Annotated in this window: 18 protein-coding genes and 2 other annotated features; of the genes, 7 read left to right on the top strand and 11 right to left on the bottom strand. The window is 46.1% G+C overall.

Annotation, left to right across the window (positions count from 1 at the left end):
• The first annotated feature begins 56 nt into the window (after positions 1-56).
• Positions 57-277 (top strand) — a binding site (T-box leader).
• A gap of 60 nt (positions 278-337) precedes the next feature.
• The 6 genes from proB to mtnB all read left to right on the top strand — a co-directional run bounded on the left by proB (position 338) and on the right by mtnB (position 6,488).
• On the top strand, positions 338-1,447 hold the full coding sequence (gene proB, locus WH46_RS10645; RefSeq protein WP_046226683.1) for a glutamate 5-kinase: 1,110 nt from the start codon (positions 338-340) through the stop codon (positions 1,445-1,447).
• 109 nt (positions 1,448-1,556) lie between these two features.
• Positions 1,557-2,804, top strand: coding sequence for a glutamate-5-semialdehyde dehydrogenase (locus WH46_RS10650; protein WP_046226684.1), 1,248 nt, complete (start codon positions 1,557-1,559; stop codon positions 2,802-2,804).
• Between the two features lie 288 nt (positions 2,805-3,092).
• Positions 3,093-3,962 carry a pyrroline-5-carboxylate reductase gene (gene proC, locus WH46_RS10655; protein ID WP_046226685.1) on the top strand — a complete coding sequence of 290 codons (870 nt, stop codon included), beginning with the start codon at positions 3,093-3,095 and terminating at the stop codon, positions 3,960-3,962.
• On the top strand, positions 3,959-5,173 hold the full coding sequence (locus WH46_RS10660; RefSeq protein WP_046226686.1) for a 2,3-diketo-5-methylthiopentyl-1-phosphate enolase: 1,215 nt from the start codon (positions 3,959-3,961) through the stop codon (positions 5,171-5,173). Before proC ends, WH46_RS10660 begins: the two co-directional genes overlap by 4 nt.
• Positions 5,170-5,844 (top strand): 2-hydroxy-3-keto-5-methylthiopentenyl-1-phosphate phosphatase, encoded by a 675-nt coding sequence (locus tag WH46_RS10665; RefSeq protein ID WP_046226687.1) that lies wholly within the window; start codon positions 5,170-5,172, stop codon positions 5,842-5,844. The genes WH46_RS10660 and WH46_RS10665 overlap by 4 nt, the downstream gene beginning before the upstream one ends.
• Complete coding sequence (gene mtnB, locus WH46_RS10670) at positions 5,841-6,488, top strand: methylthioribulose 1-phosphate dehydratase (protein WP_046226688.1); 648 nt, start codon at positions 5,841-5,843, stop codon at positions 6,486-6,488. The genes WH46_RS10665 and mtnB overlap by 4 nt, the downstream gene beginning before the upstream one ends.
• Before the next feature lie 334 nt (positions 6,489-6,822).
• Here mtnB and WH46_RS10675 read toward each other — a convergent pair whose 3' ends face one another.
• The 7 genes from WH46_RS10675 to WH46_RS10705 form a co-directional block, all read right to left on the bottom strand.
• A complete protein-coding gene (locus WH46_RS10675; RefSeq protein WP_017812917.1) occupies positions 6,823-7,236 on the bottom strand; it encodes a LysM peptidoglycan-binding domain-containing protein in 414 nt (137 codons plus the stop codon).
• 1,241 nt (positions 7,237-8,477) lie between these two features.
• Entirely contained in the window at positions 8,478-9,173 is a 696-nt protein-coding gene (locus WH46_RS10680) for a DnaD domain-containing protein (protein ID WP_046226689.1), read from the bottom strand.
• 54 nt (positions 9,174-9,227) lie between these two features.
• Positions 9,228-10,520 carry an asparagine--tRNA ligase gene (asnS, locus tag WH46_RS10685; RefSeq protein ID WP_046226690.1) on the bottom strand — a complete coding sequence of 431 codons (1,293 nt, stop codon included), beginning with the start codon at positions 10,518-10,520 and terminating at the stop codon, positions 9,228-9,230.
• Positions 10,521-10,558: 38 nt separating this feature from the next.
• Positions 10,559-11,758, bottom strand: a complete 1,200-nt coding sequence (locus WH46_RS10690) for an acetate/propionate family kinase (RefSeq protein WP_017812914.1) — start codon at positions 11,756-11,758, stop codon at positions 10,559-10,561.
• Entirely contained in the window at positions 11,755-12,627 is an 873-nt protein-coding gene (locus WH46_RS10695) for a 3-hydroxyacyl-CoA dehydrogenase family protein (protein WP_017812913.1), read from the bottom strand. Before WH46_RS10695 ends, WH46_RS10690 begins: the two co-directional genes overlap by 4 nt.
• 265 nt (positions 12,628-12,892) lie before the next feature.
• Positions 12,893-14,395 carry an AAA family ATPase gene (locus WH46_RS10700; protein ID WP_046226691.1) on the bottom strand — a complete coding sequence of 501 codons (1,503 nt, stop codon included), beginning with the start codon at positions 14,393-14,395 and terminating at the stop codon, positions 12,893-12,895.
• Positions 14,395-14,922 (bottom strand): hypothetical protein, encoded by a 528-nt coding sequence (locus WH46_RS10705; protein WP_017812911.1) that lies wholly within the window; start codon positions 14,920-14,922, stop codon positions 14,395-14,397. Before WH46_RS10705 ends, WH46_RS10700 begins: the two co-directional genes overlap by 1 nt.
• Positions 14,923-15,510: 588 nt before the next feature.
• Positions 15,511-15,746 (top strand) — a binding site (T-box leader).
• A gap of 134 nt (positions 15,747-15,880) precedes the next feature.
• Between WH46_RS10705 and WH46_RS10710 the strand changes: the two genes are divergently transcribed.
• Entirely contained in the window at positions 15,881-17,440 is a 1,560-nt protein-coding gene (locus tag WH46_RS10710; RefSeq protein ID WP_046226692.1) for a 2-isopropylmalate synthase, read from the top strand.
• 158 nt (positions 17,441-17,598) lie between these two features.
• On the opposite strand, the gene WH46_RS10715 is transcribed toward WH46_RS10710, so the two are convergent.
• From WH46_RS10715 to dinG, 4 genes are read right to left on the bottom strand one after another with little or no spacing between them, the layout of a single operon-like run.
• Positions 17,599-18,135 (bottom strand): cell wall elongation regulator TseB-like domain-containing protein, encoded by a 537-nt coding sequence (locus tag WH46_RS10715; RefSeq protein WP_046226693.1) that lies wholly within the window; start codon positions 18,133-18,135, stop codon positions 17,599-17,601.
• A 30-nt stretch (positions 18,136-18,165) separates the two neighbouring features.
• Positions 18,166-19,473 carry an amidohydrolase gene (locus tag WH46_RS10720; protein WP_046226694.1) on the bottom strand — a complete coding sequence of 436 codons (1,308 nt, stop codon included), beginning with the start codon at positions 19,471-19,473 and terminating at the stop codon, positions 18,166-18,168.
• Positions 19,454-20,113 carry a redox-sensing transcriptional repressor Rex gene (locus WH46_RS10725; protein WP_046226695.1) on the bottom strand — a complete coding sequence of 220 codons (660 nt, stop codon included), beginning with the start codon at positions 20,111-20,113 and terminating at the stop codon, positions 19,454-19,456. Before WH46_RS10725 ends, WH46_RS10720 begins: the two co-directional genes overlap by 20 nt.
• Positions 20,110-23,004 (bottom strand): ATP-dependent DNA helicase DinG, encoded by a 2,895-nt coding sequence (gene dinG, locus WH46_RS10730; RefSeq protein ID WP_046226696.1) that lies wholly within the window; start codon positions 23,002-23,004, stop codon positions 20,110-20,112. Before dinG ends, WH46_RS10725 begins: the two co-directional genes overlap by 4 nt.
• Between the last annotated feature and the right edge of the window lie 7 nt (positions 23,005-23,011).

Here is a 23,011-nt window from a genome sequence, read left to right on the forward strand (position 1 = left end):
ACTTTTACAGAAGTTATACTTCTATATAGGCAGCAGCTGTCCTGACAATAGGATGAATAATTGCAATGACGGGAATAGTAAGCAACCCCGCGGCGTGTATAGAGAGTGAATCCCACCGGCTGAAAGGATTCACCGCCAGCCTTTGCCGAACCTGCCCCCGAGCTTTTAGCGCCCAAACGCTGAACGGTTTCCCACCGTTATAAGGGAATGGAGCCGGACAGAAGCATTTTCTGTCAACAAAGGTGGTACCGCGGAAGTACAGACTTTCGTCCTTTTGTATCAATCGATACAGGGGATGAAGGTCTTTTTTTGTATGAATCAAAGGAGTGAATGATTAATGGTACAACAGCGTATTGTCGTCAAAATCGGCAGCAGCTCGCTGACAGGTCCCCAGGGTGGACTGAATCATGAAGCCGTCCAATTTTTTGCAGCGGAAATTGCTGCTCTGCAGCAGGCTGGATATTCGGTCCTGCTGGTAACCTCAGGAGCGGTAGCAGCAGGCTTCCGGGAAATCGGATACACTAATCGTCCAAGGCTGCTGCATGAAAAACAGGCTGCCGCCTCGGTCGGTCAGGCACTGCTGATGCGTGATTATCAAGAGGCTTTTGGCAAACACGGGATTGTCAGTGCTCAGATCCTGCTGACACGGAGTGACTTCAACCACCGCAAGCGGGCAGCGAATGCCAGTATGACGATCGAGGAGCTGCTTAAGCAGGGAGTAATTCCGATTATTAACGAGAATGATACCGTGTCTGTAGACGAGCTCAAATTTGGTGATAATGATACTTTATCTGCACTTGTTGCCAACCTGGCCAAAGCAGCCAATCTGCTGATTCTGACCGATATGGATGGCCTGTATACAGCCGATCCGCGCAAAGAGCCATCTGCGGTACGTTACGAACAGATTGATGAGATTACCGATGAAATCTATGCGATGGCTGGTGGAGCCGGTTCGGCAGTAGGTACAGGCGGTATGCGCTCCAAGGTTGATGCTGCCAAGATTGCAACCCGTGGTGGTGTACCGGTATTCGTCGGTCAGGTGCGCGAGGTTGGCGATCTGATGAACGCTGCCAATGGAACCGGTAAAGGAACCTATTTTACAACGCATACCTCTTCCCTGCCGATGAAAAAACAGTGGCTTGGCTTCCTCTCTATCCCGCTCGGTACATTAATCGTCGATCAGGGCGCAGAAAAGGCAATGCTGCATCAGGGACGCAGTCTGCTGCCTGTCGGTATTCGTCAGGTCGAAGGACAATTTCATATCGGCGATGTAGTCGAAGTGCAGAATCTGCAAAAAGAAGTACTCGGACGCGGCATTGTTAATTATGATCATGACCAGCTGCAGCAGATCGCCGGTCTGCCCAGCACCGAGATTGCTGCCAAACTGGGGATGGAAGATATTCAGCATCTGGAAGCCATTCACCGGGATGAATGGATTACACTATAGGTACAAATTATAAATGGCATAATTAACATATACTGCTCCAATACCAGAAATTTCACAATTTGATATTAATCATAAAATGAATTAAAACCCATATCCAGGAGGGATTCCCATGAGTGAAGTAGTTACCAAAGCTACACTGGCCCATCAGGCGGCCGGCGCGCTGGCCAATCTGAGCACAACTGCCAAAAATGAAGCACTGATGCTTATGGCTGAAGCGCTTGTCCATCAAGCAGATTCTATTATTACGGCGAATGATGAAGATATTGAACGAGGACGCCGGGAAGGTACGTCCGAGTCCATGCTGGACCGTCTGCGTCTGGACTATACGCGTATTGAGGCGATTGCCTCTGCACTCCGTCAGATTGCCGATCTGGACGATCCTGTTGGTACCCTGCTGGATACGATCGAGCGTCCGAACGGCTTGATTATCGAGAAAATTCGTGTTCCGCTCGGCGTGATCGGTATTATCTATGAAGCCCGTCCCAATGTGACTGTGGATGCAGCCGGATTATCGCTAAAAACAGGTAATGCTGTGGTGCTGCGTGGTGGTTCGGCAGCATTGTCTTCCAACCGCAGGATTGTTGAAGTACTGCATGAAGCACTGGAACGTTCTGCCATGCCAAAAGAAGCACTGCAGTTAATCGAGGATGCAGACCGCGCTTCGGTCAATGAACTGATGAAGTTAAATGGTCTGATCGATGTTATTATCCCGCGGGGCGGCAGCTCCCTGATTCAGAATGTCGTGCAGAATTCAACCGTACCTGTGATTGAGACAGGTGCCGGAATCTGTCATACCTTCATCGATGCTTCTGCAGATGCCGGTATGGCCCGTGATATTGTACTCAATGCCAAAGTACAGCGTCCTTCAGTCTGCAACTCGATGGAGACATTGCTCGTTCATACTGGTTATGATCAGGAAGCCTTTTTACAGCTGGCGGATGCACTGCGTCAGCATCAAGTAGAGATTCGCGGCTGCGCGCATACCCGAGAGTTGCTGCCTTGGGCAGAGAGTGCTACAGAGCAGGATTATGCTACCGAGTATAATGACTATATTTTGAATATTAAATTCGTAAATAATCTGGATGAAGCACTTCAGCATATTGCAACTTACGGCACCAAGCATTCCGAATGCATTGTTACACATGATGAAAAAAATGCAGCCCGCTTTATGCAGGAAGTCGATGCAGCAGCTGTATATCATAATGCCTCTACCCGTTTTACCGACGGATTCGAATTTGGATTCGGGGCAGAGATTGGCATCAGCACACAAAAGCTGCATGCACGCGGTCCAATGGGACTGCCTGCCCTCACTTCCACCAAATACCGCATCTACGGCAACGGCCAGATTCGTCAGTAAGCAGTCTATCTGCTGCTCCTGCATCCAAGCAGTGAGCAGCTTCTTAATAAGAAGTCGTAAACGATGAATCCTGCTATTCATGAGAAATTATTTCCAACTGAAAATATCATTTTATTCTCAAGCTTCATTTCACACTACAGATCATTAAGCTCGATCCACGATTTCGGTCAACTTTTAACTATGTAATAACAGTCGTTCGAATCTGTCATTTCAAAATTACGATATACTTGCTTACTCTAATGCAAGCCAACCTTCCATGAAGGTTTTAACAGAAAGGATGAATGTATGATGAGTCACTCTACACAGCAGCACACACTTATTGAGGAACCAATATGTTTTTATGGAGCAGGTTCGATGGCGGAAGCCATTTTGCGAGGATTGGTCCATCGCTCGGTTGTTGTACCGGGACAGGTGACCATGCTGAATCGCGGCAACCAGGAACGCCTCAATTATCTGATTCAGCGCTATGGAGTATCCATTATCGCTCATGAATCGGAACGCGAAAATGTACTTCGCACTTCCAAAGTCATCATTCTGGCAATGAAACCGGCAGATGCTGCCCAAGCATTACGCCACCTGGGCCCTCTGCTCAGTCCCGATCAGCTGCTCGTATCCGTTATCGCAGGTCTATCTGTAGAAAGTATTCAACATCTGCTCGGACAGCGTCAGCCTGTTGCCCGTACCATGCCGAATACATCCAGTACGATCGGTCTGGGAGCGACCGGGATTGTCTTCTCGGATGAAGTGTCTGCCGATCAGAGACGACTGGTACGCTACCTGTTCGAAGCCGTAGGTACAGTGACCGAAATTGAGGAAAATCAGATGGAAACGCTGACCGGGATTTCCGGAAGTGGTCCCGCTTATATATACTATATGATGGAAGCAATGATCGAAGCAGGTATTCAAGGCGGACTGTCGATGGAGCAAGCACGCGAGTTGACGATACAGACAGCTATCGGTGCCGCTCATATGGTACAGCAAACCGGTGAAGATCCTGCTGATCTGCGCGCCAAAGTGACATCTCCCAATGGAGCTACTGCAGCCGCTGTGAAGGTATTTGAAGAAGAACATATGAAAGATACCATTATCCGTGCGATTGAACGCTGTACAGAGCGCTCCCGCGAGATGGGAGCCGTATTAAAGGAGGAAAATTCATGAGTTACTGTATCGCTTCTTACCGCATTCATGATGACAAAGCGGATTTCCACAAAAAAGCCCAGTCAATTGCAGTCGGAATGACTGTAGGCAGCTGGACCGAACTTCCTGCTGCCAAGCAGGAGTCTATGAAAAAACACCTTGGTGAAGTTATTTCGGTAGAAGTTCATGAGCCTGAAGGCGGCGAGCGTTATGCCAATGTACGTATTGCTTATCCGGATGCCAATTTCAGCAGCGACATTCCTGCCCTGCTGGTAACCGTTTTTGGCAAAATCTCTATGGATGGACGCATTAAATTAACTCATCTGGAATTCTCCGAATCCTTCCTGAGCCATTTCAAAGGGCCCAAATTCGGTATTCACGGTGTTCGGCAGCTGCTTGGTGTACCGGAACGTCCACTGCTGATGAGTATTTTCAAATCGGTCATCGGGCATGACCTCGATGAACTGACCCGCCAATTCAGTGCACAGGCACTGGGAGGCGTTGATCTGATCAAAGATGACGAAATTCTGTTCGAGAACGAACTGACACCGATTGAGAAACGTGTAGCAGCCTGCCGCCAAGCTGCAGAAGCTGCCCAGGCAGAAACAGGCAAAAAAATGCTGTATGCTGCCAATCTGACCGGCCATACTTTCCAATTAAAAGAGCAGGCCAAAAAAGCAATTGATGCCGGTGCCAGCGCTCTGCTGCTCAATGTACTGTCCTATGGCTATGATGTATTATCCGAACTGAGTGCCGATCCGGACATTTCGATTCCGATTATGGCGCATCCTGCCCTGGCAGGCGCATATTATCCTTCGCCCTATTACGGCATTTCCGCCTCTGTACTGCTGGGTCAGCTCATGCGTCTGGCAGGCGCAGATCTGGTACTGTTCCCTTCTCCATACGGTTCGGTCACCATGCCGCGTGAAGAAAATATGGCGATCCGCGAACAACTGATCACTGGCAGCCTGCCGTACAAGCAAAGCTTCCCGGTTCCATCTGCAGGCATTCATCCAGGGCTCGTACCTTTGATTCTCAAGGATTTTGGTACAGATGTTATTATCAATGCAGGTGGTGGCATCCACGGACACCCAGGCGGCGCCAGCGCAGGCGGAAGAGCTTTCCAGCAGGCGATTGATGCTGCACTGTCCGGTGTCTCATTGGCAGATTACGCTGTTCAGGGACATCAGGAACTTGCCCAGGCGATTGAGATCTGGGGTGGAGAACGATGACATCCAAACAACCGGTTATTTTTTGCGATTTCGACGGTACAATTACCAATACTGATAATATTGTTGCCATTATGAAGCATTTCTCTCCTCCAGGTTATGAAGAGATCATGCATGAGGTTGTCGCCCAGAAACGCTCCATACGCGATGGAGTAAGTGCAATGTTCGCTCTGATGCCTTCATCGAGCAAAGCGGAGATTATCGAGTTTGTTATGACACATGCCGGTATCCGCGAAGGGTATCGAGAATTTCTGAATCTGGTTCGAGAGCATCAGATTCCTTATTATGTTACTAGCGGAGGGATTGATTTCTTCCTCAAGCCGCTGCTGGAACCATTCGGCATTCCGGAAGACCATATCTTCTGCAATAGCGCGGATTTCTCCGGCGAATATATCGAAATATTGTGGCCGCATCCGTGTGATGAACATTGCGAGAATGATTGCGGCATGTGCAAAACGACGGTTATGCGCGAGTTTCCTCCAGAACAGTATGAACGCATCCTCATTGGCGATAGCCTGACTGACTTTGAAGGTGCTCGTATAGCTGATCTGGTCTACTCCCGCTCCGTATTAACAGAGAAGTGCAAGGAGCTGGGTGTCTCGCACGTTCCTTTCCATACTTTCCATGATATTATTAATGATTTTCGTCAACGAATAGGAGCGATTCATTCATGAGCTTTGTTAATATACCTCTTGAGCAAAAACAGGCTGTCTTGCAGGAGCTGAGCAGCATTAAAGAGCAGTTTGCAGCACGTCACTGGTTTCCGGGTACAAGCGGCAATCTGTCCCTGCGTATAGGTGACTATGCTTCGGATAATTTCCATTTTGCTATTACAGCCAGCGGCAAAGATAAATCGGTTAGCACGCCTTCCGACTTTTTGTTTGTGGATCAGGCGGGTCGTCCATGCGAGACTACCGATCTAAAACCAAGCGCAGAGACCCTGATTCATTGCGAAATTTATCGTGAGACGGGCTGTGGGGCTGTATTCCATGTGCATACTGTGTTCAACAATCTGGTAAGTGAATACTTTGGCGAGGACGGCGCTGTGCCTATTCAGGGATTGGAATTGATCAAGGCTTTTAATATCTGGGAAGAAAATGCAGCAATTACGATTCCGGTACTGCCCAACTATGCGGAGATTCCCCGCATTGCCGAACTGGTGTCGGGCGTATTGAACCCTGCTATTCCAGGTATTCTACTGCGTGGTCATGGCATTTACGCCTGGGGTAAAAATGCATTCGAAGCCAAACGGCATTTAGAAGCTTTTGAATTTATTTTTGAATATATTTATCGTGATCTACTGCTTCGCAAATCATAAACAGTCCTTTTTCTATATAAAACCGAACGAAATAAATCATATTATGTTATTTTGTTCGGTTTTCAAACAATGAAAGCGTACAAAAAAGCTGACATTCACTGGAATGTCAGCTTTTATTGTATAAAAACCTATTTTTATTATTGCCCTTTGCAACAAATACCCGTATACTGAATTAAATTATAAAAACAGACATACAGTATCAAGTTGATTCTGCATATCTGAGATTGCATGTTACATAAAATAAGTTTGAGAGCAGGAACCCATTTGTGGCAGCAAATGAGCTCCATTTATGCTCTATTCATCCCTCTGCTCTTGGCCGATCAGTGGATAATTCTTATTTTTGTGGAACAGTCAGTTGGTAACCAGCAGGCAGCAGGTTGTTGGCAGCAACCAGTTGGTCTACAGTGATACCGTATTGAGCAGCGATTTCAGTCAGGCTGGCACCTTGTGGAACTACAACAACGATATCTTGTTTAGCATCTGTTTTAGTTGGAGCAGTTGTCTCAGTTGGGGCAGCTGCTTCTTCTTTTGTAGTTGTATCTTCTTTAGTACCAAACAGTGCGTTGAATTGTGCTTCTTGTGCAGCCAGGAAAGCCGCGTTGTCAGAGATTGCTTCTGCTCTGTCTTTGATTTTATCATGATTGGATTTGTTTTCAGCTGCGAAAGCGTGAGTTCCTCCAACTGCAACAGTTCCCAGACCTGCTGCTACTACTGTGGACAATAATACTTTTTGAATTTTTGCGTTCATGGTTTTAACTCTCCTCGAATTATGTTTTTTTACATCGTTATTTAAGTAAAATCCTGTTACCGATTCTACTGCTTATTTTGCTTCGTACTCTGGTATGATGAAATGCGCTGATGAATAAATATAAACTCCTACACACATTTTTCAAACAACCGGTACTTGTTTATTAAGGGCAAAAGTTACTTTACTCCTATTTCAAATAAATTGCAAGCCTAATGAAATCAACATGGATATGATTTTGTAAAATTAAATTCAATTATGACTATATACTAACCTAATTATTGTAACGCTTACATTTTACATAATTTTTACAATTCTTTTTTTTGAATGCATATTGTTTCATTTTTCGTTTACAATTCTCTTCACGTCACTTGTTGTTCACATTTTGTACGATATTTACGAATATGTTAGCTATTTTGACAATTTTTCTGCTTCTTTTATTATCATTTGCTTACTAATTGAATCAATAATTTTATACTTATTCTTATAGAACTTTACTTTATACTTATATAGATATCCTAAATAACTTGCTATATATGGGTTTGTTATTGAAAATCGATGTTATTTTTCAGTGAAATTCTGAATTTTCATGAATATAAATAATTTTCATCTCTATTTATTATGTTAGATAAAATGACATTATCATTTTTTTATTGGAGTATTCATCTGTATATATTCTGTTAATGTATATCAATGTAATAATTATCCATTATTTTTCATCTTACCACATGAGCATAAATAATCTCAATTTTGAATATTTATTCATCTTAATGAAAATGTATAAGTAGAACTATAAAAGTTAATTAATGGAAATAAATACAAGGAAATAAATATAGAAAAAATTTTTTTTTCGCTCTCTGTTTTTAGGGATTTTAATGCGTTTTTTGCCTTTATCTCTCGTTTGATTCCTGCCTATCTCTTCTATTTTTTTGTTCACTTCCTGCTTATTTGTATATCGTGCATATTTCAATTTGTTCTTTTATCCTCTCATTATCACTATAGCAATCTCCCTCATTATTTATTTGAATCTTGTCTATTTGATCCTTCTACTGACTTTATAAATAATATTTGGTGATGAGCATTTAAATCCTTATTATGTGATCCCAGACTGTTCTCTATATATCAAAAAAGCTGCTTTCAGTAATTTTCCCTGAAAGCAGCTTTTTTGATATTTATATACAACCTGTTCTTACAGTGCACATATCGATATCCTGTTCTTACAGTGCATCTGCATATTATACCTTTTAACGCTGCCGGAACTTCTGAGTGTATGCTCTAGCGTCTTCAGCCGTACGTACACGGTTTCTGTTCCATTCCAGCAAAATACGGTCAATATACCGGAAATGCAGCTTGCCGGCAAACACAGACTCTTTGAGGGCCATTAGAATCAATTCTTCCGGATAGCGGTCTTGATCCAGCCACCCGGAGATTGTCTCACATTCCATTGGCGATAACGGACGAGCAAATTCCTTTTCGAAAATAATAAAAAGATTACGCTCCCGTTCTTCTTCTTTGGTTGCCTGGTTCACGACAGCCGCAGGTGGCTGACTGATCACCGTAATGCGTTCCTGCTGCTCGGACGCCAAAATGGTGCCCAGCTTCTCATACAAACCGCTCAGGTCATAACGCTCATAGCGAATGCCTGTCATCGGGTCTTGCTCGTCTTCTATCACGATAAATCCGGCTTTCATCAGCTTCTGGATACGGGCAGCGATCATGCCAGGTGCTGCCCCTGTTCTCCATTCCAGCTCTTCCAGCGTCGGAAATTCATTATGCTCTACCTGACGGAAAGACAGCAGCTGCAGTAGCAGCATCGCCTCAGCATCATCCAGATCCAGCGCCTGATAATACTTTAGCAGTGCATAAGGAATATTGGCTGTCTGCATGCCCATCGTGTACGCAGCGCCTTTTGCCCATGCTTTCCATTGTTCTCCGCCCATTTTTTTAACCATCCTTTCTATACGTCCACCCTGAGTCATGTGTCCGTACAGAAATTATGGATACAGACGATACAGCATGCGAGGGAAAGCAATCGTCTCGCGTACATGATCCAGACCACAGATCCATGCTACCGTACGTTCCAGACCAAGTCCGAAGCCGGAGTGAGGCACTGTTCCATACGTACGCAGATCCATGTACCATTGATAAGCTTCGCCGAGGTTATGTTCCTGGAAGCGCTGCTCCATCAATTCCGGATCATCGATACGCTGGGATCCGCCAATAATCTCTCCATAACCTTCAGGAGCGATCATATCCGCACACAGAACAACTTCGGGACGCTCCGGATCAGGCTTCATGTAGAATGCCTTGATGTCTTTTGGATAATGGGTAATAAATACCGGTTTGTCATAAGCTTCAGCAATCGCAGTCTCGTGCGGTGCACCAAAGTCGTCACCCCAAGGGATATCAAAGCCTTTGCCTTTGAGGAACTCAATCGCTTCATCATAAGTGATGCGCGGGAATGGGCCCACGATATGTTCCAGCTTGGTTACATCGCGTTCCAGCGTTTCCAGCTCGGCGCGGCAGTTTTTCAGTACGGATTGGACCACATGGGATACAAACTGCTCCTGTACTTCCAGACTTTCTTCGTGCGTAGTAAATGCCATTTCCGGCTCAATCATCCAGAACTCGATCAGGTGACGACGGGTTTTGGATTTTTCGGCGCGGAATGTTGGACCGAACGAATAGACTTTACCCAGTGCCATCGCAGCAGCTTCCATATACAGCTGACCGCTTTGTGTCAGGTAAGCATCCTCATCAAAATATTTAATATGGAACAGCTCAGTTGTATCTTCTGCCGCAGAAGGCGTCAGAATTGGCGGATCCACTTTGGTAAATCCATTTGTGTTGAAAAATTCCTGAACCGCACGAATAATCTCGGCACGGATAACCATTACCGCACGCTGGCGATTCGAACGCAGCCACAGATGGCGATGATCCATCAGGAAATCAACACCGTGCTCTTTTGGAGTGATCGGATATTCGGAAGTGATATGAATAACTTCAATATCGGTAACCGTCATTTCGTAGCCGGATTTACTGCGCGGCTCTTCACGGATAATACCTGTTACATAAAGAGAGCTCTCCTGGGTCATGCTTTTCGCATCATTCCAGACACTTTCCGGTACTTCACTTTTAACAACAACGCCCTGGATGTAGCCTGTACCATCACGCAACTGCAAAAACTGGATTTTACCACTGGAACGTTTGTTGTTAATCCATGCTCCAATCGTTACGGTTTCGCCAATATGCTCATTGACTCTTTTAATAACGGTTTTAGTGGACATTCTTTCATTCTCCCCTTGTCTATACCATGCTGTTGTTTTTACTTGTTAATGAGTTGGTAGGTATCGCGTGCGATAACCAGCTCTTCATTAGTAGGTACAACCAGCACTTCTACTTTGGAATTTGGTGTGGAAATGCGGCGCGGATCGCCGGAACGTACTTTGTTCAGTTCCTCATCGATCTCTACACCCAGATAGCTCAGGTTCTCACAAACGGCTTTACGCACGATTGCAGAGTTCTCGCCTACACCGGCTGTAAATACGAGTACATCAACACCGTTCATTGCTGCTGCATAAGAACCGATGTATTTACGCAGACGATATTCGTACATTTCGAATGCCAGTGTGGAATGAGGATCCCCTTTTTCCAGACCATCGGTAATCTCGCGCATATCGCTGCTGATTCCGGAAATCGCCTGCAGACCACTATGCTTGTTCAGCATCAGATTTACTTCGCTGACCGTCAGCTCTTCCTTGTTCATTACATAAGGTACGATTGCCGGATCAAGGTCACCACTGCGTGTACCCATCATCAGACCTTCCAGTGGAGTCATACCCATGGAAGTATCTACAGAGACACCGCCCTGTACAGCTGTCAGACTGCCACCGTTACCGATATGGGCAGTGATAATTTTAAGATCTTCCAGCGGCTTGCCCAGGAATTCGGCTGCTGCATGACTAACATAATAGTGGGACGTGCCGTGGAATCCATAACGACGTACTTTGTATTTGTTGTAAAGTACCCGTGGAATTGCATACAAATATGCTTTTTCAGGCATTGTCTGGTGGAACGCTGTATCAAATACAACGACCTGCGGTACGCCAGGCATATTGATCTCGGAAGCTTCAATACCCATAATGGCAGCCGGATTATGCAGTGGAGCCAGATCGATCAGTGCACGAATATCTTTTTTGGCCTGCTGGTCAACAACCGCAGACTCTTTGAAAAATTCGCCACCATGAACGACGCGGTGTCCGACAGCATTGATTTCACTTACACTTTCCAGAACGCCATGCGTTTTGTCAGTCAGCTTGTCGATAACTTTGCGGATTGCTGTGTTATGCTCCAGAATTTCGCTAACCTCGGTTACTTCTTCTTTGCCTGTTGGCTTGTGCGTCAGAATGGAAGAGTCCATCCCGATCCGCTCTACCAGACCCTTGGCCAGAACGGATTCATCGGTCATATCATACAGTTGGTATTTGAGTGAAGAACTACCTGAGTTGATTACGAGTACTTTCATATCCGGTCACCATCCTTGTCATACTTGAAGAATCCCTCGCCTGTTTTTACGCCGAGACTGCCTGCACGCACCATTTTTTTCAAAATGATCGCCGGGCGGTACTTCAGCTCGCCATACTCACGGAACATACGCTCCAGTGCAGCATTGACGGAATCCAGACCAAAGCGGTCTGCCATTTCCAGTGGTCCGTATTGGAACTGGTAGCCGACACGCATAGCATCATCGATATCTTCAGCCGAAGCTACGCCTTCTTCAAGTACATGCAGTGCTTCGTTGATCAGCAGACAGATGATACGGCTTGTTACGAAACCAGGAGATTCGTAGACCATGATTCCTCTTTTTTCCACTGTCTCTTCCACAAAGTTTTTGGTTTGATCAAACGTTTTGTCGGAAGTACGCAGACCACGGATGATTTCTACCAGATCAATTTTGGATACCGGATAGATAAAGTGAAGTCCGATTACACGCTCCGGATATTTGGTGGAGCTTGCCAGCTCGGTCAAGCTGAGTGTAGACGTGTTACTCGCCAGAATAACGCTGCTGGAGCAAACTTGATCCAACTGTGCGAACACTTCTTTTTTCGCTTCCGGATCTTCGCTGATTGTCTCGATAACCAGATCACAGGAACCGAGCTCTGCGAAATGAGTCACTTTCTGGATTTTGCCGAGAATCAATTTCTTCTCCGCCTGGGTCAGTGCCCATTTTTCCATTTGCTTGTCCAGACTGGTCTCAATCATATTCCATGCATTGTCCAGCTTTTCTGGAGTTTTCTCAACCAACAGCACCTCGATACCTTTTTTGGCCAGCATTTCTGCAATGCCCTGACCCATTGTACCGCCGCCGATTACGCCGACTTTTTTAAAATTCATGCTTTCTATTCCACCCTTCCAATATTCAGTATGGTATAAGCTAATCATTCTAGCCGGACACCATCTGGCCCTTCACACTTTCATATTCTTCTCAAGCTCTATTTAAAGCAAAACAGAACGAGACAAACGATTGTTTTCGTCTATTTCAATTATGCCAAGCACAAGAAATGTAATGATGAAAAATGCCGGGCTTCTATATAATCTCCAACAACTAATAATACCGTAGCACAGGCAAAAAGTAAAAAAAAAGTACCAGCTTAGTGAATTAAGCTGGTACATTTGAACTTTTCTTGAACTGTTCACGGAATTGCTCGCCCGAGAGGATTTCTTCTTGTAATAAAATGTCAAGGGAGCTGTCAAAAATGTGACGACGTTCTTCAAGCAGCTTGCGGGTACGTTCACCCAAATCTTCCAAAATTGCATTACTTTCTTTCATCAGAAGTTCTTTGGGAACCATATTAATTGTTACGATACCGAGCTTGGTCAGACCCGCTTCAACCATATTTTGTACAATATTTAGTGCCTGGTCAAAGTCACCTCTGGAACCTGTGCTGCGACCTTCGTAGTACATTTCTTCGGCAGCTGCGCCAGCCAGTGCAATCATAATTTGCTCTTCCAGGAATGGCTTGGTATACAGGTATTGCTCCTGCTGTGGATTATGACGAACATAACCGAGTGCCTGACCACGTGGACTAAGAGCAACTTGACCTACACTATTGGGACGAACAACTTCTGCCATAATCGCATGACCGAGCTCGTGAATTGCAACGCGCTGCTTTTCTTCTGCGCTGGATTCGCGATCCGTCTTCTCGCCCATCATAACTTTATCAATTGCCATCGACATATGACGCTGGCTGATCACTTCTTCATCCTGACGCATCGCATAGATAGCTGCCTCGTTCATTACGCTCTCCAATTGTGCACCGGAGAATCCATATGCTTCTTCTGCCAGTTTATCCAGATTGGTTTCTGCAGCCATCGGTTTGTTCGCAGCATGCAGTTCCAGAATATGCTTACGACCTTTTTTGTCCGGTAGATCTACCTGGATATGACGGTCAAAACGACCTGGACGCAGCAGAGCGCTGTCCAGCATTTCCTTACGGTTTGTTGCGGCAATAATCAGAATGCGTGGTGCTTCATTGCTATAAATACCATCCATCTCAGTAAGCAATTGGTTCAGCGTCTGATCGTACTCGCGCTGTTGTCCACCTTCACGCTTACCACCGATTACATCAATTTCATCAATAAAGATAATAGCGCTTTGTTTGTTTTCTTTGGCAGCACGGGTACGTGCATCCTTGAATAGGTCACGGATACGACCGGCACCTACACCCACATACATTTCTACAAACTCACTACCGGATGCACTGACAAATACTGAATTGGTATAATGCGCAGCTGCTTTGGCCATGAGTGTTTTACCAGTTCCCGGAGGGCCTGTCAGCAAAATGCCTTTGAGCGGGCGAATACCAAATTTATTAATTTCATCATGACGTACGAGGAAATCCAGTGCTTCACGCAGTTCGCGCTTGGCATTGTCCTGACCGCCAATTTGTTCAAAGGTCAGTTTGGTAGGACCGGCTTTTTTGCGATTGCGTTCCTGGCTCGCACCGACTGCGAGTCCACCGCGCATTTGCATAAAGAACAGGATGCCGCCGACCATAGCCATTAACAACAGCAGTGGTAGTATATTATATCCAATATATAACAAGAAAATGAGCATAACAGGTACAAATCCGATAACGATTTCTTTGGTCCATTTAGGCATTAGGCATTCCCTCCTGTAACTTGAGCAGTGCGCGGCAGAATCAGAAACTTGCTTGCTTTACCATTGCTTAGGGATACATAGACATTGCGATCATCCATCTCTGCTTTGGCCTGAACACCATTGTTTAGTTTGGCAACTTCTTCAAGCGTTTTGGGGATTTCGGTATATTCACGATTGGCCATTGCCTGGGATACAGGGAACATTGCATTTTCCCAGATCTTGTTGAGCTTAGCATCGGAATGGTCAACAACTTCTAATTTGAGAGTACGTGTACCCAGAATATCGGTGCTTTGTTTATGAATTTGTTGAACAATAGCTCCCAAATCTGCTTCCGGTTTCAAATCGAGTTTCAAAGCAACCTCTTTCTGGTTAATAGTAACCTGAGCAGAGTTGACACCCGGATAAGACTGGACAATTTTCATAAGTGGATTGTGAAGGGTAAGTTGACGATACGTAAACCAGCCCCCAAACAGTACGGCAATTGAAACAACCACGGTAATCATAACAGGCAGCGCCCGAAGTTTCATACATGTCCTCCTCTGTGTATATACATGATGCAGTTATTTTTCGTATAACTTTATTTCGGCAGACATTAGCCTTTCGGTAACCCAAAAACGACAGGTTTTTTTGTGTTTTTCTAAAATAATTTACACAAATTGTAGATAATTGTAGTATATCATGCCCATTTGCTCCATTTTAAGGCAACTCTATGAACTTTATTTTACATAAAATAATAATACAAAATCCGAAAATGATACGTTTGCTTGATGCAGACGAACTCTTTCGGATTTTTTATTTTGTCGAATATGTTATATCAAGCAATCCATATTTTGGAGCAAATTCGTATAATTCATTATTATCTACGGGCAGTGTTTATCTAAAAACGCCTATCTGCCTCTATATCGCCAGCAAATATATAGTACCATCCCAAAAAAGCTTATTACTATACTAACGCTTTTGGATAGTCTGCTGCAAGTTTGGCAAATCCGGATAAGGCTTGTTTTTGGCTATTGGTCTATGCTATATTGTGTAAAACATTTACATATTCAACCTTTTGTATGGATTTCTTACGTATAATGTTCTTGTTATATATTATATTTGAATCTTAATAATAGCCAAATGTGCTGATTAGAAGTAGTAGGATTGATAAACCTTACAGAGAGCCGCTGGTTGGTGGAAAGCGGTAGCGCATATCATTCCGAACTGATCTATGAACAGCTGCCTGATATGTAGGGTATGCCGGACTTCCACCGTTACAGGGATAGATGGTGATTGCCATCGAAAAAGATGATACCCTGTACTATCGGGTTATCAATTAGAGTGGTACCGCGGGTTCAGCCCCGTCTCTATAACAGAGACGGGGCTTTTTGCTGTTCTGATTCCGGGTCAGGGCAGCCCCGCTTTATATATATGGTTTAGGGATATGGTTGAAAGTTGTATCGGTTATGTCTGGAGAATCACCACTATTACTCAGGAGGAATGGATATGAACCGTAATATTATTGTACTGGATACAACACTGCGTGATGGCGAACAGGTACCTGGGGCACGAATGAATCTGGAGCAAAAAATCGAATTTGCCCATCAACTTAAAAGGCTGCAAGTGGATATGATTGAAGCCGGCTTTCCCGCTTCTTCCCGTGGGGATTTTGAGGCTGTACAGCAAATTGCAGCTATTACCGGTCAATCCATGGCAGTAACCGCACTGGCACGAGCAGTATCTTCGGATATTGACGCAGTTTATCAAAGCATCAAAGCTGCCGAGCATCCATTTATTCATATTGTGCTGGGTACTTCCAATGTACACGTAACGAGCAAATTTCAACGTTCTCATGAAGCTGTCCGTCAAATGGGGGTTGATGCTGTCAAATATGCACGTACGCTGCTGCCTGAAGTCCAGTATTCGACCGAAGATGCTTCAAGATCCGACTTTGAATATTTATGGCAAACGATTGAGGCTGTGGTACGTGCAGGTGCGACTATTATCAATATTCCCGATACGGTTGGTTATGCGGAACCGGATGAATTTGGACATCTGATCCATCGTATTCATGACCGGCTTCAGAATCTGAATGATCGGGTTATGCTGAGTGTTCATTGTCATAATGACCTGGGCATGGCGACTGCCAATACGCTGAGTGCGATACGTAATGGTGCCCAAAAAGTGGAATGTACGATTAATGGCCTTGGCGAACGTGCCGGTAATACGTCACTTGAAGAAGTGGTAATGGCACTCAAGGTCAAAGAAGACCTCTACCGCTGTACAACGGGTATACGTACCGAAGAATTGATGAATACCTCACGGCTGCTGACGCATCTGACCGGTCTGGATGTGCAGGTAAACAAAGCTATTACAGGAGAAAATGCATTTGCCCACTCTTCGGGCATTCATCAGGATGGACTGCTCAAGGACAAGAATGTATATGAGATTATGTCTCCCGAGCAGGTCGGTGCGGGTGCTATGGAACTGATCCTGACCGCACGGTCCGGGCGTCATGCTTTTCGTAATGCAATAGGCAAACTGGGCTATGGCGATCGTCAGCCTGAAGAAGTAGAAGCATTATTTGCCGCATTCCTGGAACTGGCTGATCGTAAAAAGGAAATCTATGATCATGACCTGCTGTTTCTGCTCAGCGAATCTTCCAACCGTAATGAATCCGACAAACTATATTCTCTTGATTCTTTTCAAGTCATCACAGGAGATCTGCATCCCACTGCTACCGTACAGCTGCGTAAAGGCGAATCGGTGTATACGGGAAGCGCTACCGGTGACGGTCCGATTGATGCGTTATACAGTGTGGTTCGTCAATTGACCGGAATCGATATCAGTCTGAGACATTACAAAATCAACAGCATCTCACGAGGTCAGGAAGCGATCGGACGGGTCAGCGTACAGATTGATTACGAAGGACAGACCTATTCCGGCCGAGCGATGGATACGGATATTATTCGGGCCAGTGCATTGGCGCTGATTAACGGGATCAACACGCTGCTGCTGGACACTCCGCATCGAGATCATCGACAGACTCTGGTGCAGACTCCATAGGCTTCCTGCTAGGATGTACGTCATTCTCTACGCAAAATAGGTGATGATATACAAAAAAGCGGCTGCATATGAGATTACCATCTCTGCAGCCGCTTTTTATATTTATTTCCTTATGGATCGTTGTTAATCATTCATGACCTGGTAACAATATCGCTGGATTAATTGCCGGACAATGTATTAGGCAGCTCCATCGGTCCACCCAGCTTGGTGCCATCACGGAAGTTGTAAAATACATAATAATAATGATCTCCTGATTTGGCGAATACCTGCCATGTGTATTTACCATTGTACGAACCCGGTAGGGTACGAACCACTTCAGCGCCTGGCAGATCTTTTTGTACCAGTTGCTCCACCTGTTGTACATTTATGGTTCCTGCTGTTTTCTCTACATGTACAGCATTGGCTCCCTGTACCGGAGTGCCATCTTTATTAAACTTGACCCAGACCATTACTTCCTGCTGCTGATCATTCTGTCCCTGCACTACCCAATAGATCGACTTTTCATTCCAGACCGACTGGTACGTGCGGGTAAGCGAAGTCAGGTTAGCCTGCTTCTGGGCAATCTCCAGCGCTTCCTGTTCATGGCTCCATGGCTTGGCCATAACATGCACATAGAACTGGTTCACGCATAATACAATCAGACCTACTACTGTAATAATAATCGCTATCCACTTGCCACTTCCCAAATTTCGCAAGACACGCCATCCTTTCTGTTCAACTTGCGGTTAGCGTGTGAGCAAACCTTCAAAAGCAAGCTGTGCTTCACGGCGGATTTTTTCTTCATCCAGCGTCAGCGATACGCCATCTTTGATTAGCTGCTTGCCGTCTACCCAGACATGCAGTACATCTTTGGCGCTGGCTGAATATACCGTGTGAGAGATAAAGTCCGTAAACGGCAGGAAATGAGGCTGATCGATATTCAGAGATGTGATATCGGCTTTCATTCCCACTGCGAATACACCTGTATTATCCAGGAATACAGACTTGGCACCATATTCGGTACCCATACGCAGAGCTTCCAGTGCAGGTACAGCCGTAGGATCACCGGATACCCCTTTATGGATCAATGCGGCCAGACGCATTTCTTCAAACATATCCAGATTGTTATTGCTGGCAGGTCCATCCGTACCCAGGGATACCACTACGCCTGCACGCAGCAGATCAGGTACACGTGCTACACCACTCGCCAGCTTAAGGTTGCTGCCCGGGTTATGAGAAATGGTTGCTTTGTGGGCAGCCAGTTTTTGAATCTCTTCATCAGTCAGATGAACAGCATGTGCCAGCAAGGTCGGACGAGTGAATACACCCAGTTTTTCCAGATGATCTACCGGACGCAGACCGTAGTCACGTACGTTTTGTTCTACCTCAGCCACGGTCTCGGACATATGGGTATGCAATGGAACATCCAGATCATGAGCAGCCTGCACGAATTTCTCGATAAATGCCGGTGGACAAGTGTACGGGGCATGCGGAGACATCATGGTCGTGATGCGTCCATTCGCTTGACCATGCCAGTCGCGTACGAATTGTACCGCCTGGTTGAGCTTCTCGTTCTGCTCTTCTTCCGAGCACAGACCGATAACGCCGCGCATCAGGACTGCGCGCATACCAGATTGCTCAACGACTTCGGCAACACGTTCGGAACGGTCATACATATCAAGGAATGTTGTTGTGCCGCCTTTGAGCATTTCCAGAACAGACAGTGCTGTACCGGTGTAGACATCATCACTCGTAAATTTGGCTTCCATCGGCCACATTTTCTCCTGCAACCATACTTGCAGAGCCAGATCATCTCCATAACCGCGCAGCAAGGACATGGCCGCATGACCATGACTGTTCACTAATCCGGGAATAAAGAACTGATGTCTGCCGTCTACGATCGTCATGCCTTCCTGATCAGCAGGCTCCTCTTCGCCCAGATAGGTAATCACATCATTCTCGATAACCATGTGTCCGTATAATACAGATTTTTCTCCATGGGAAGCTGCGAAGATTCCGTTTTTGATCATCCATTTACTCGGTGAGTTGTTCATTCGTCTCTAATTCCTTTCCATCTTCAAGGTAGTAGGCCAGACTCAGCAGATCGGTAGTAAAATCTGCTGTATGCACACGTACATGTGGTGGTGTTTTCAGGATAATCGGTGCAAAATTCAGAATCGCCTCGATGCCTGCTTCAATCAGCTGATCGGCAACACGCTGTGCCTCGGTATTGGGAACGGTAATAATACCGACCCGGATATGCTTGGACTTCACTGTCTCGGACAGCTCATCTATCGGCTGTACAGTCAGCGTATTGATCTGGGTCCCTACCTTGGGTGTATACGAATCAAAGATTGCTATAATCTTCATCGTCTCCTGCAGATAGGCATTATAGTTGGAAAGCGCGTGTCCCAGATTACCTGCTCCAATCAGCGCGACATTGATCTGCTGATCCAGCTTCAGGATATGACGTATCTTCTCAATCAGATAGGATACATCATATCCGATTCCTTTACGACCAAAATCACCAAAATAGGCAAGGTCTTTACGAATTTGGGCTGGGTTAAGATCCAGTTTTTGTCCCAGCTCCTGCGAAGATACAGTGGGCACCTCACGGGTATGCAGCTCGTTCAGGTATCTTAGGTAGACAGGTAATCTTCGCACGACCGCTTCTGATATTTTATCGGATTTCATGCTTGCTCCCCCTCTTGATTTGCAGCATCCTTCTCGTTCTCACGATGGCTCAGCCATTCCGCAATACGGGGAACCATTTGCTGCGTAGGCATATGTTCCATTTTGGGACCGGGCAGCGAATACAGGAAGTGCTTACCATAATACGATTCGATAACACGGGTATCATAGATAAGTACAATACCGCGGTCATTCGCTGTCCGGACCAGTCTGCCAAAGCCCTGCTTGAACCGGATAACTGCCTGTGGTACAGATAATTTCATGAATGGATTTTTCTTCTCTTTTTTGAGCCGTTCACTTTTGGCTTCTACCAATGGATGATTGGGCGGCTGGAAAGGCAGTCGCACAATCGCCAGACAGGTCAGTGCCTCTCCGGGAATATCGACGCCTTCCCAGAAGCTGCTCGTCCCCAGCAGTACGCAGGCCGGATGCTCCTGGAAACGGCGGGTCAGCTTGGTCCGGCTGCCTCCATCCACACCCTGTCCGAATACGGCAATATCGCTCTGTGATAATTTCTCCTTCAGAGGCTCATACACCTGCTTGAGCATGCGATAAGAAGTAAATAAGACCAGCATACGTCCGCGCGTTGCCTCGGCAGCATCTGCCAGCGAACGGGCCAGCATGCTGACAAAGTGTTCATCACCAACACTTCCCTTCACGCTCGGGAAGTCTCTTGGAATCAGTACAAGTGACTGTTCCCGGTAATTAAACGGCGATTCCAGCATCGAGGTATTCAGCTTGCCCTGCTGCTCGGCTTCCTTAAGCCCCAGTTGTTCGATCATGTACTGGAAGTTTTTGTCGATCGACAGTGTTGCAGATGTCAGCACAATACTTTTCTTTTTGTCAAAGAAATGCTCTTTGAGCTGCTGGCTGACATCGACCGGAACAGCATACATCTGCAGCGACTTGCTGCGATAATTGCCGTTCGCTTCATACCAGTAGACCGTATCTTCACTATCCAGCTTAATAAAATGACGAAGATCATCGCGAACACCGGTCAGATCTTTGAACAGTCCCGAGACATCGGTTACGAGTCCATCGCTATCCAGCACCTCATCCGATTCCTTGATCTTGTTCATGACCTGTTCACCCTTACGGATAATCTGGCTAAGACCAATATGAATCCGATTTTCCAGCTCCGCGATTTCGGCCCATTCTTCCGGTTTCTTTTGCGGCAGCAGACGAAGGGTAAACTGCGCAGCCTCGCCTGGAGCCGCATCACTACGCTGTGGCAGCAGAGCGAACAGCAGCTCACTCAGCTTGTCCCAGTCTTCTTTAACATCTGTTAATTCCGGATACAGATTATCGATGGCTATTGCCCACTCCATACCGCGTTCACTGCCGGAAGATCCCAGCTGCTGACGCAAAATCGCCAGCTGACCAGTCTTGCTGTCCTTGAACAGACGCAGCATTGGATGAACCAATGTGAAATATTTCATGTGCATGCCCAGATGTTTGCCGGCTACATCTTCAAGATGATGAGCCTCATCAATAACCAGATGCTCGTAGGCAGGCAACAGCTGATGTCCAGCCTTGATATCGGTAAACAACTTGGAATGGTTCGTAATTACCACATCTGCTGCACCGGCTTCATGCTTGGCCCGGTGATAAAAGCACTGCCGGAACCATGGACAAGCACGTCCCAGACAGGAATCGGTATCACTGGCGACCGTTTCCCAGAAATCGCCACCGCGGTTGCCCATATTGAGCTCTTCATCATCCCCGGTCTCGGTAGCTGTCAGCCAGACAATCATCTGGGCAGCGATCAGCACATCTTCCTTGGGACTCTGAAATTCCTTTGTATTTATTTTATGCTCAAATTTGCGCAGACACAAATAATGCTGGCGTCCTTTGAACACGGCAGCACGAAAAGCAAACGGAATCACCTGTGTCAGCAGCGGAACATCCCGTTCGCGCAGCTGTTCCTGCAAATTAATCGTATGCGTGCTGACCATAACTCTCTCGCTATTTTTGACGCTATGATAAATGGAAGGCAGCAAATAACCAAGCGATTTGCCCGTTCCGGTTCCTGCTTCAATCAATAAATGCTTCTCATCCGTAAGTGCGCGTACTACTTCGTCAAACATCTGATTCTGCGGCTCACGTTCTTCATAATCTGGCAGCAGCTTGCGCAAGTTGTCTTTGACCTGTTCCAGGAACTCATCAAAGGACACATCTGCCAGCGGCATGCCTTCTCTTGCTTCCTCGGCAGAAGGGATATCCATCCAGTCGCCTACTTTCAGCGCAAGCTGGCGGTAGAATCGATGTTCATCCAGATCCTGTGCCGGCTGTGCTTCACGCTGCATGCGTACGCCATCAAAGTACCAGCCCAGATCACTATCCTGATTGTCGAACAGCTCTGCCAGGCGCTGCACTGTAATCAGCGGCAGGCCATCCAATTCTTCCAGGCATTTCAGAAATACATAGGCTGTCGCCAGTGCATCACTATCCGCCTGATGGGGACGATCATGTTCGAATCCAAGCGAGCTGCTGACCATACTCAGCTGATAACTAGGCAGATTCGGGAAAAATACACGCAGGAAATCCATCGTATCCAGCACTCTGCCGGTAAACGGCAAATAACCGGTACGGTCCAGTGCACGCTGCAAAAAGCCCAAATCAAAAGCTACATTATGTCCGACCAGCACTGCATCTTCCAGCAGCGGAATCATCTCCAGCATCACGTCATCCAGTTCTGGAGCGTCTGCTACATCTTCGTTGCGAATACCTGTTAATCCGGTAATAAATGGAGGAATCTTCCCTCCGGGTTTGACCATGGAGCTGTATACCTGTGTAATCGTTAAATCATGATCTATAACAGCAAGACCCACCTGAATGATATCATCCGAGGACTGGGTTCCTGTTGTCTCAAAATCCAGTACGGCAAATTTCATGGATGTC

The sequence above is a fragment of the Paenibacillus dauci genome, from assembly GCF_000971985.1.
GTDB classification, from domain to species: Bacteria; Bacillota; Bacilli; order Paenibacillales; family Paenibacillaceae; genus Saccharibacillus; species Saccharibacillus dauci.

Bases quoted from the DNA above. Each gene is read 5' to 3' on its own strand.
- proB (WP_046226683.1), top strand. From the start codon at position 338: ATGGTACAACAGCGTATTGTCGTCAAAATCGGCAGCAGCTCGCTGACA.
- WH46_RS10650 (WP_046226684.1), top strand. From the start codon at position 1,557: ATGAGTGAAGTAGTTACCAAAGCTACACTGGCCCATCAGGCGGCCGGC.
- proC (WP_046226685.1), top strand. From the start codon at position 3,093: ATGAGTCACTCTACACAGCAGCACACACTTATTGAGGAACCAATATGT.
- WH46_RS10660 (WP_046226686.1), top strand. From the start codon at position 3,959: ATGAGTTACTGTATCGCTTCTTACCGCATTCATGATGACAAAGCGGAT.
- WH46_RS10665 (WP_046226687.1), top strand. From the start codon at position 5,170: ATGACATCCAAACAACCGGTTATTTTTTGCGATTTCGACGGTACAATT.
- mtnB (WP_046226688.1), top strand. From the start codon at position 5,841: ATGAGCTTTGTTAATATACCTCTTGAGCAAAAACAGGCTGTCTTGCAG.
- WH46_RS10675 (WP_017812917.1), bottom strand. From the start codon at position 7,236: ATGAACGCAAAAATTCAAAAAGTATTATTGTCCACAGTAGTAGCAGCA.
- WH46_RS10680 (WP_046226689.1), bottom strand. From the start codon at position 9,173: ATGGGCGGAGAACAATGGAAAGCATGGGCAAAAGGCGCTGCGTACACG.
- asnS (WP_046226690.1), bottom strand. From the start codon at position 10,520: ATGTCCACTAAAACCGTTATTAAAAGAGTCAATGAGCATATTGGCGAA.
- WH46_RS10690 (WP_017812914.1), bottom strand. From the start codon at position 11,758: ATGAAAGTACTCGTAATCAACTCAGGTAGTTCTTCACTCAAATACCAA.
- WH46_RS10695 (WP_017812913.1), bottom strand. From the start codon at position 12,627: ATGAATTTTAAAAAAGTCGGCGTAATCGGCGGCGGTACAATGGGTCAG.
- WH46_RS10700 (WP_046226691.1), bottom strand. From the start codon at position 14,395: ATGCCTAAATGGACCAAAGAAATCGTTATCGGATTTGTACCTGTTATG.
- WH46_RS10705 (WP_017812911.1), bottom strand. From the start codon at position 14,922: ATGAAACTTCGGGCGCTGCCTGTTATGATTACCGTGGTTGTTTCAATT.
- WH46_RS10710 (WP_046226692.1), top strand. From the start codon at position 15,881: ATGAACCGTAATATTATTGTACTGGATACAACACTGCGTGATGGCGAA.
- WH46_RS10720 (WP_046226694.1), bottom strand. From the start codon at position 19,473: ATGAACAACTCACCGAGTAAATGGATGATCAAAAACGGAATCTTCGCA.
- WH46_RS10725 (WP_046226695.1), bottom strand. From the start codon at position 20,113: ATGAAATCCGATAAAATATCAGAAGCGGTCGTGCGAAGATTACCTGTC.
- dinG (WP_046226696.1), bottom strand. From the start codon at position 23,004: ATGAAATTTGCCGTACTGGATTTTGAGACAACAGGAACCCAGTCCTCG.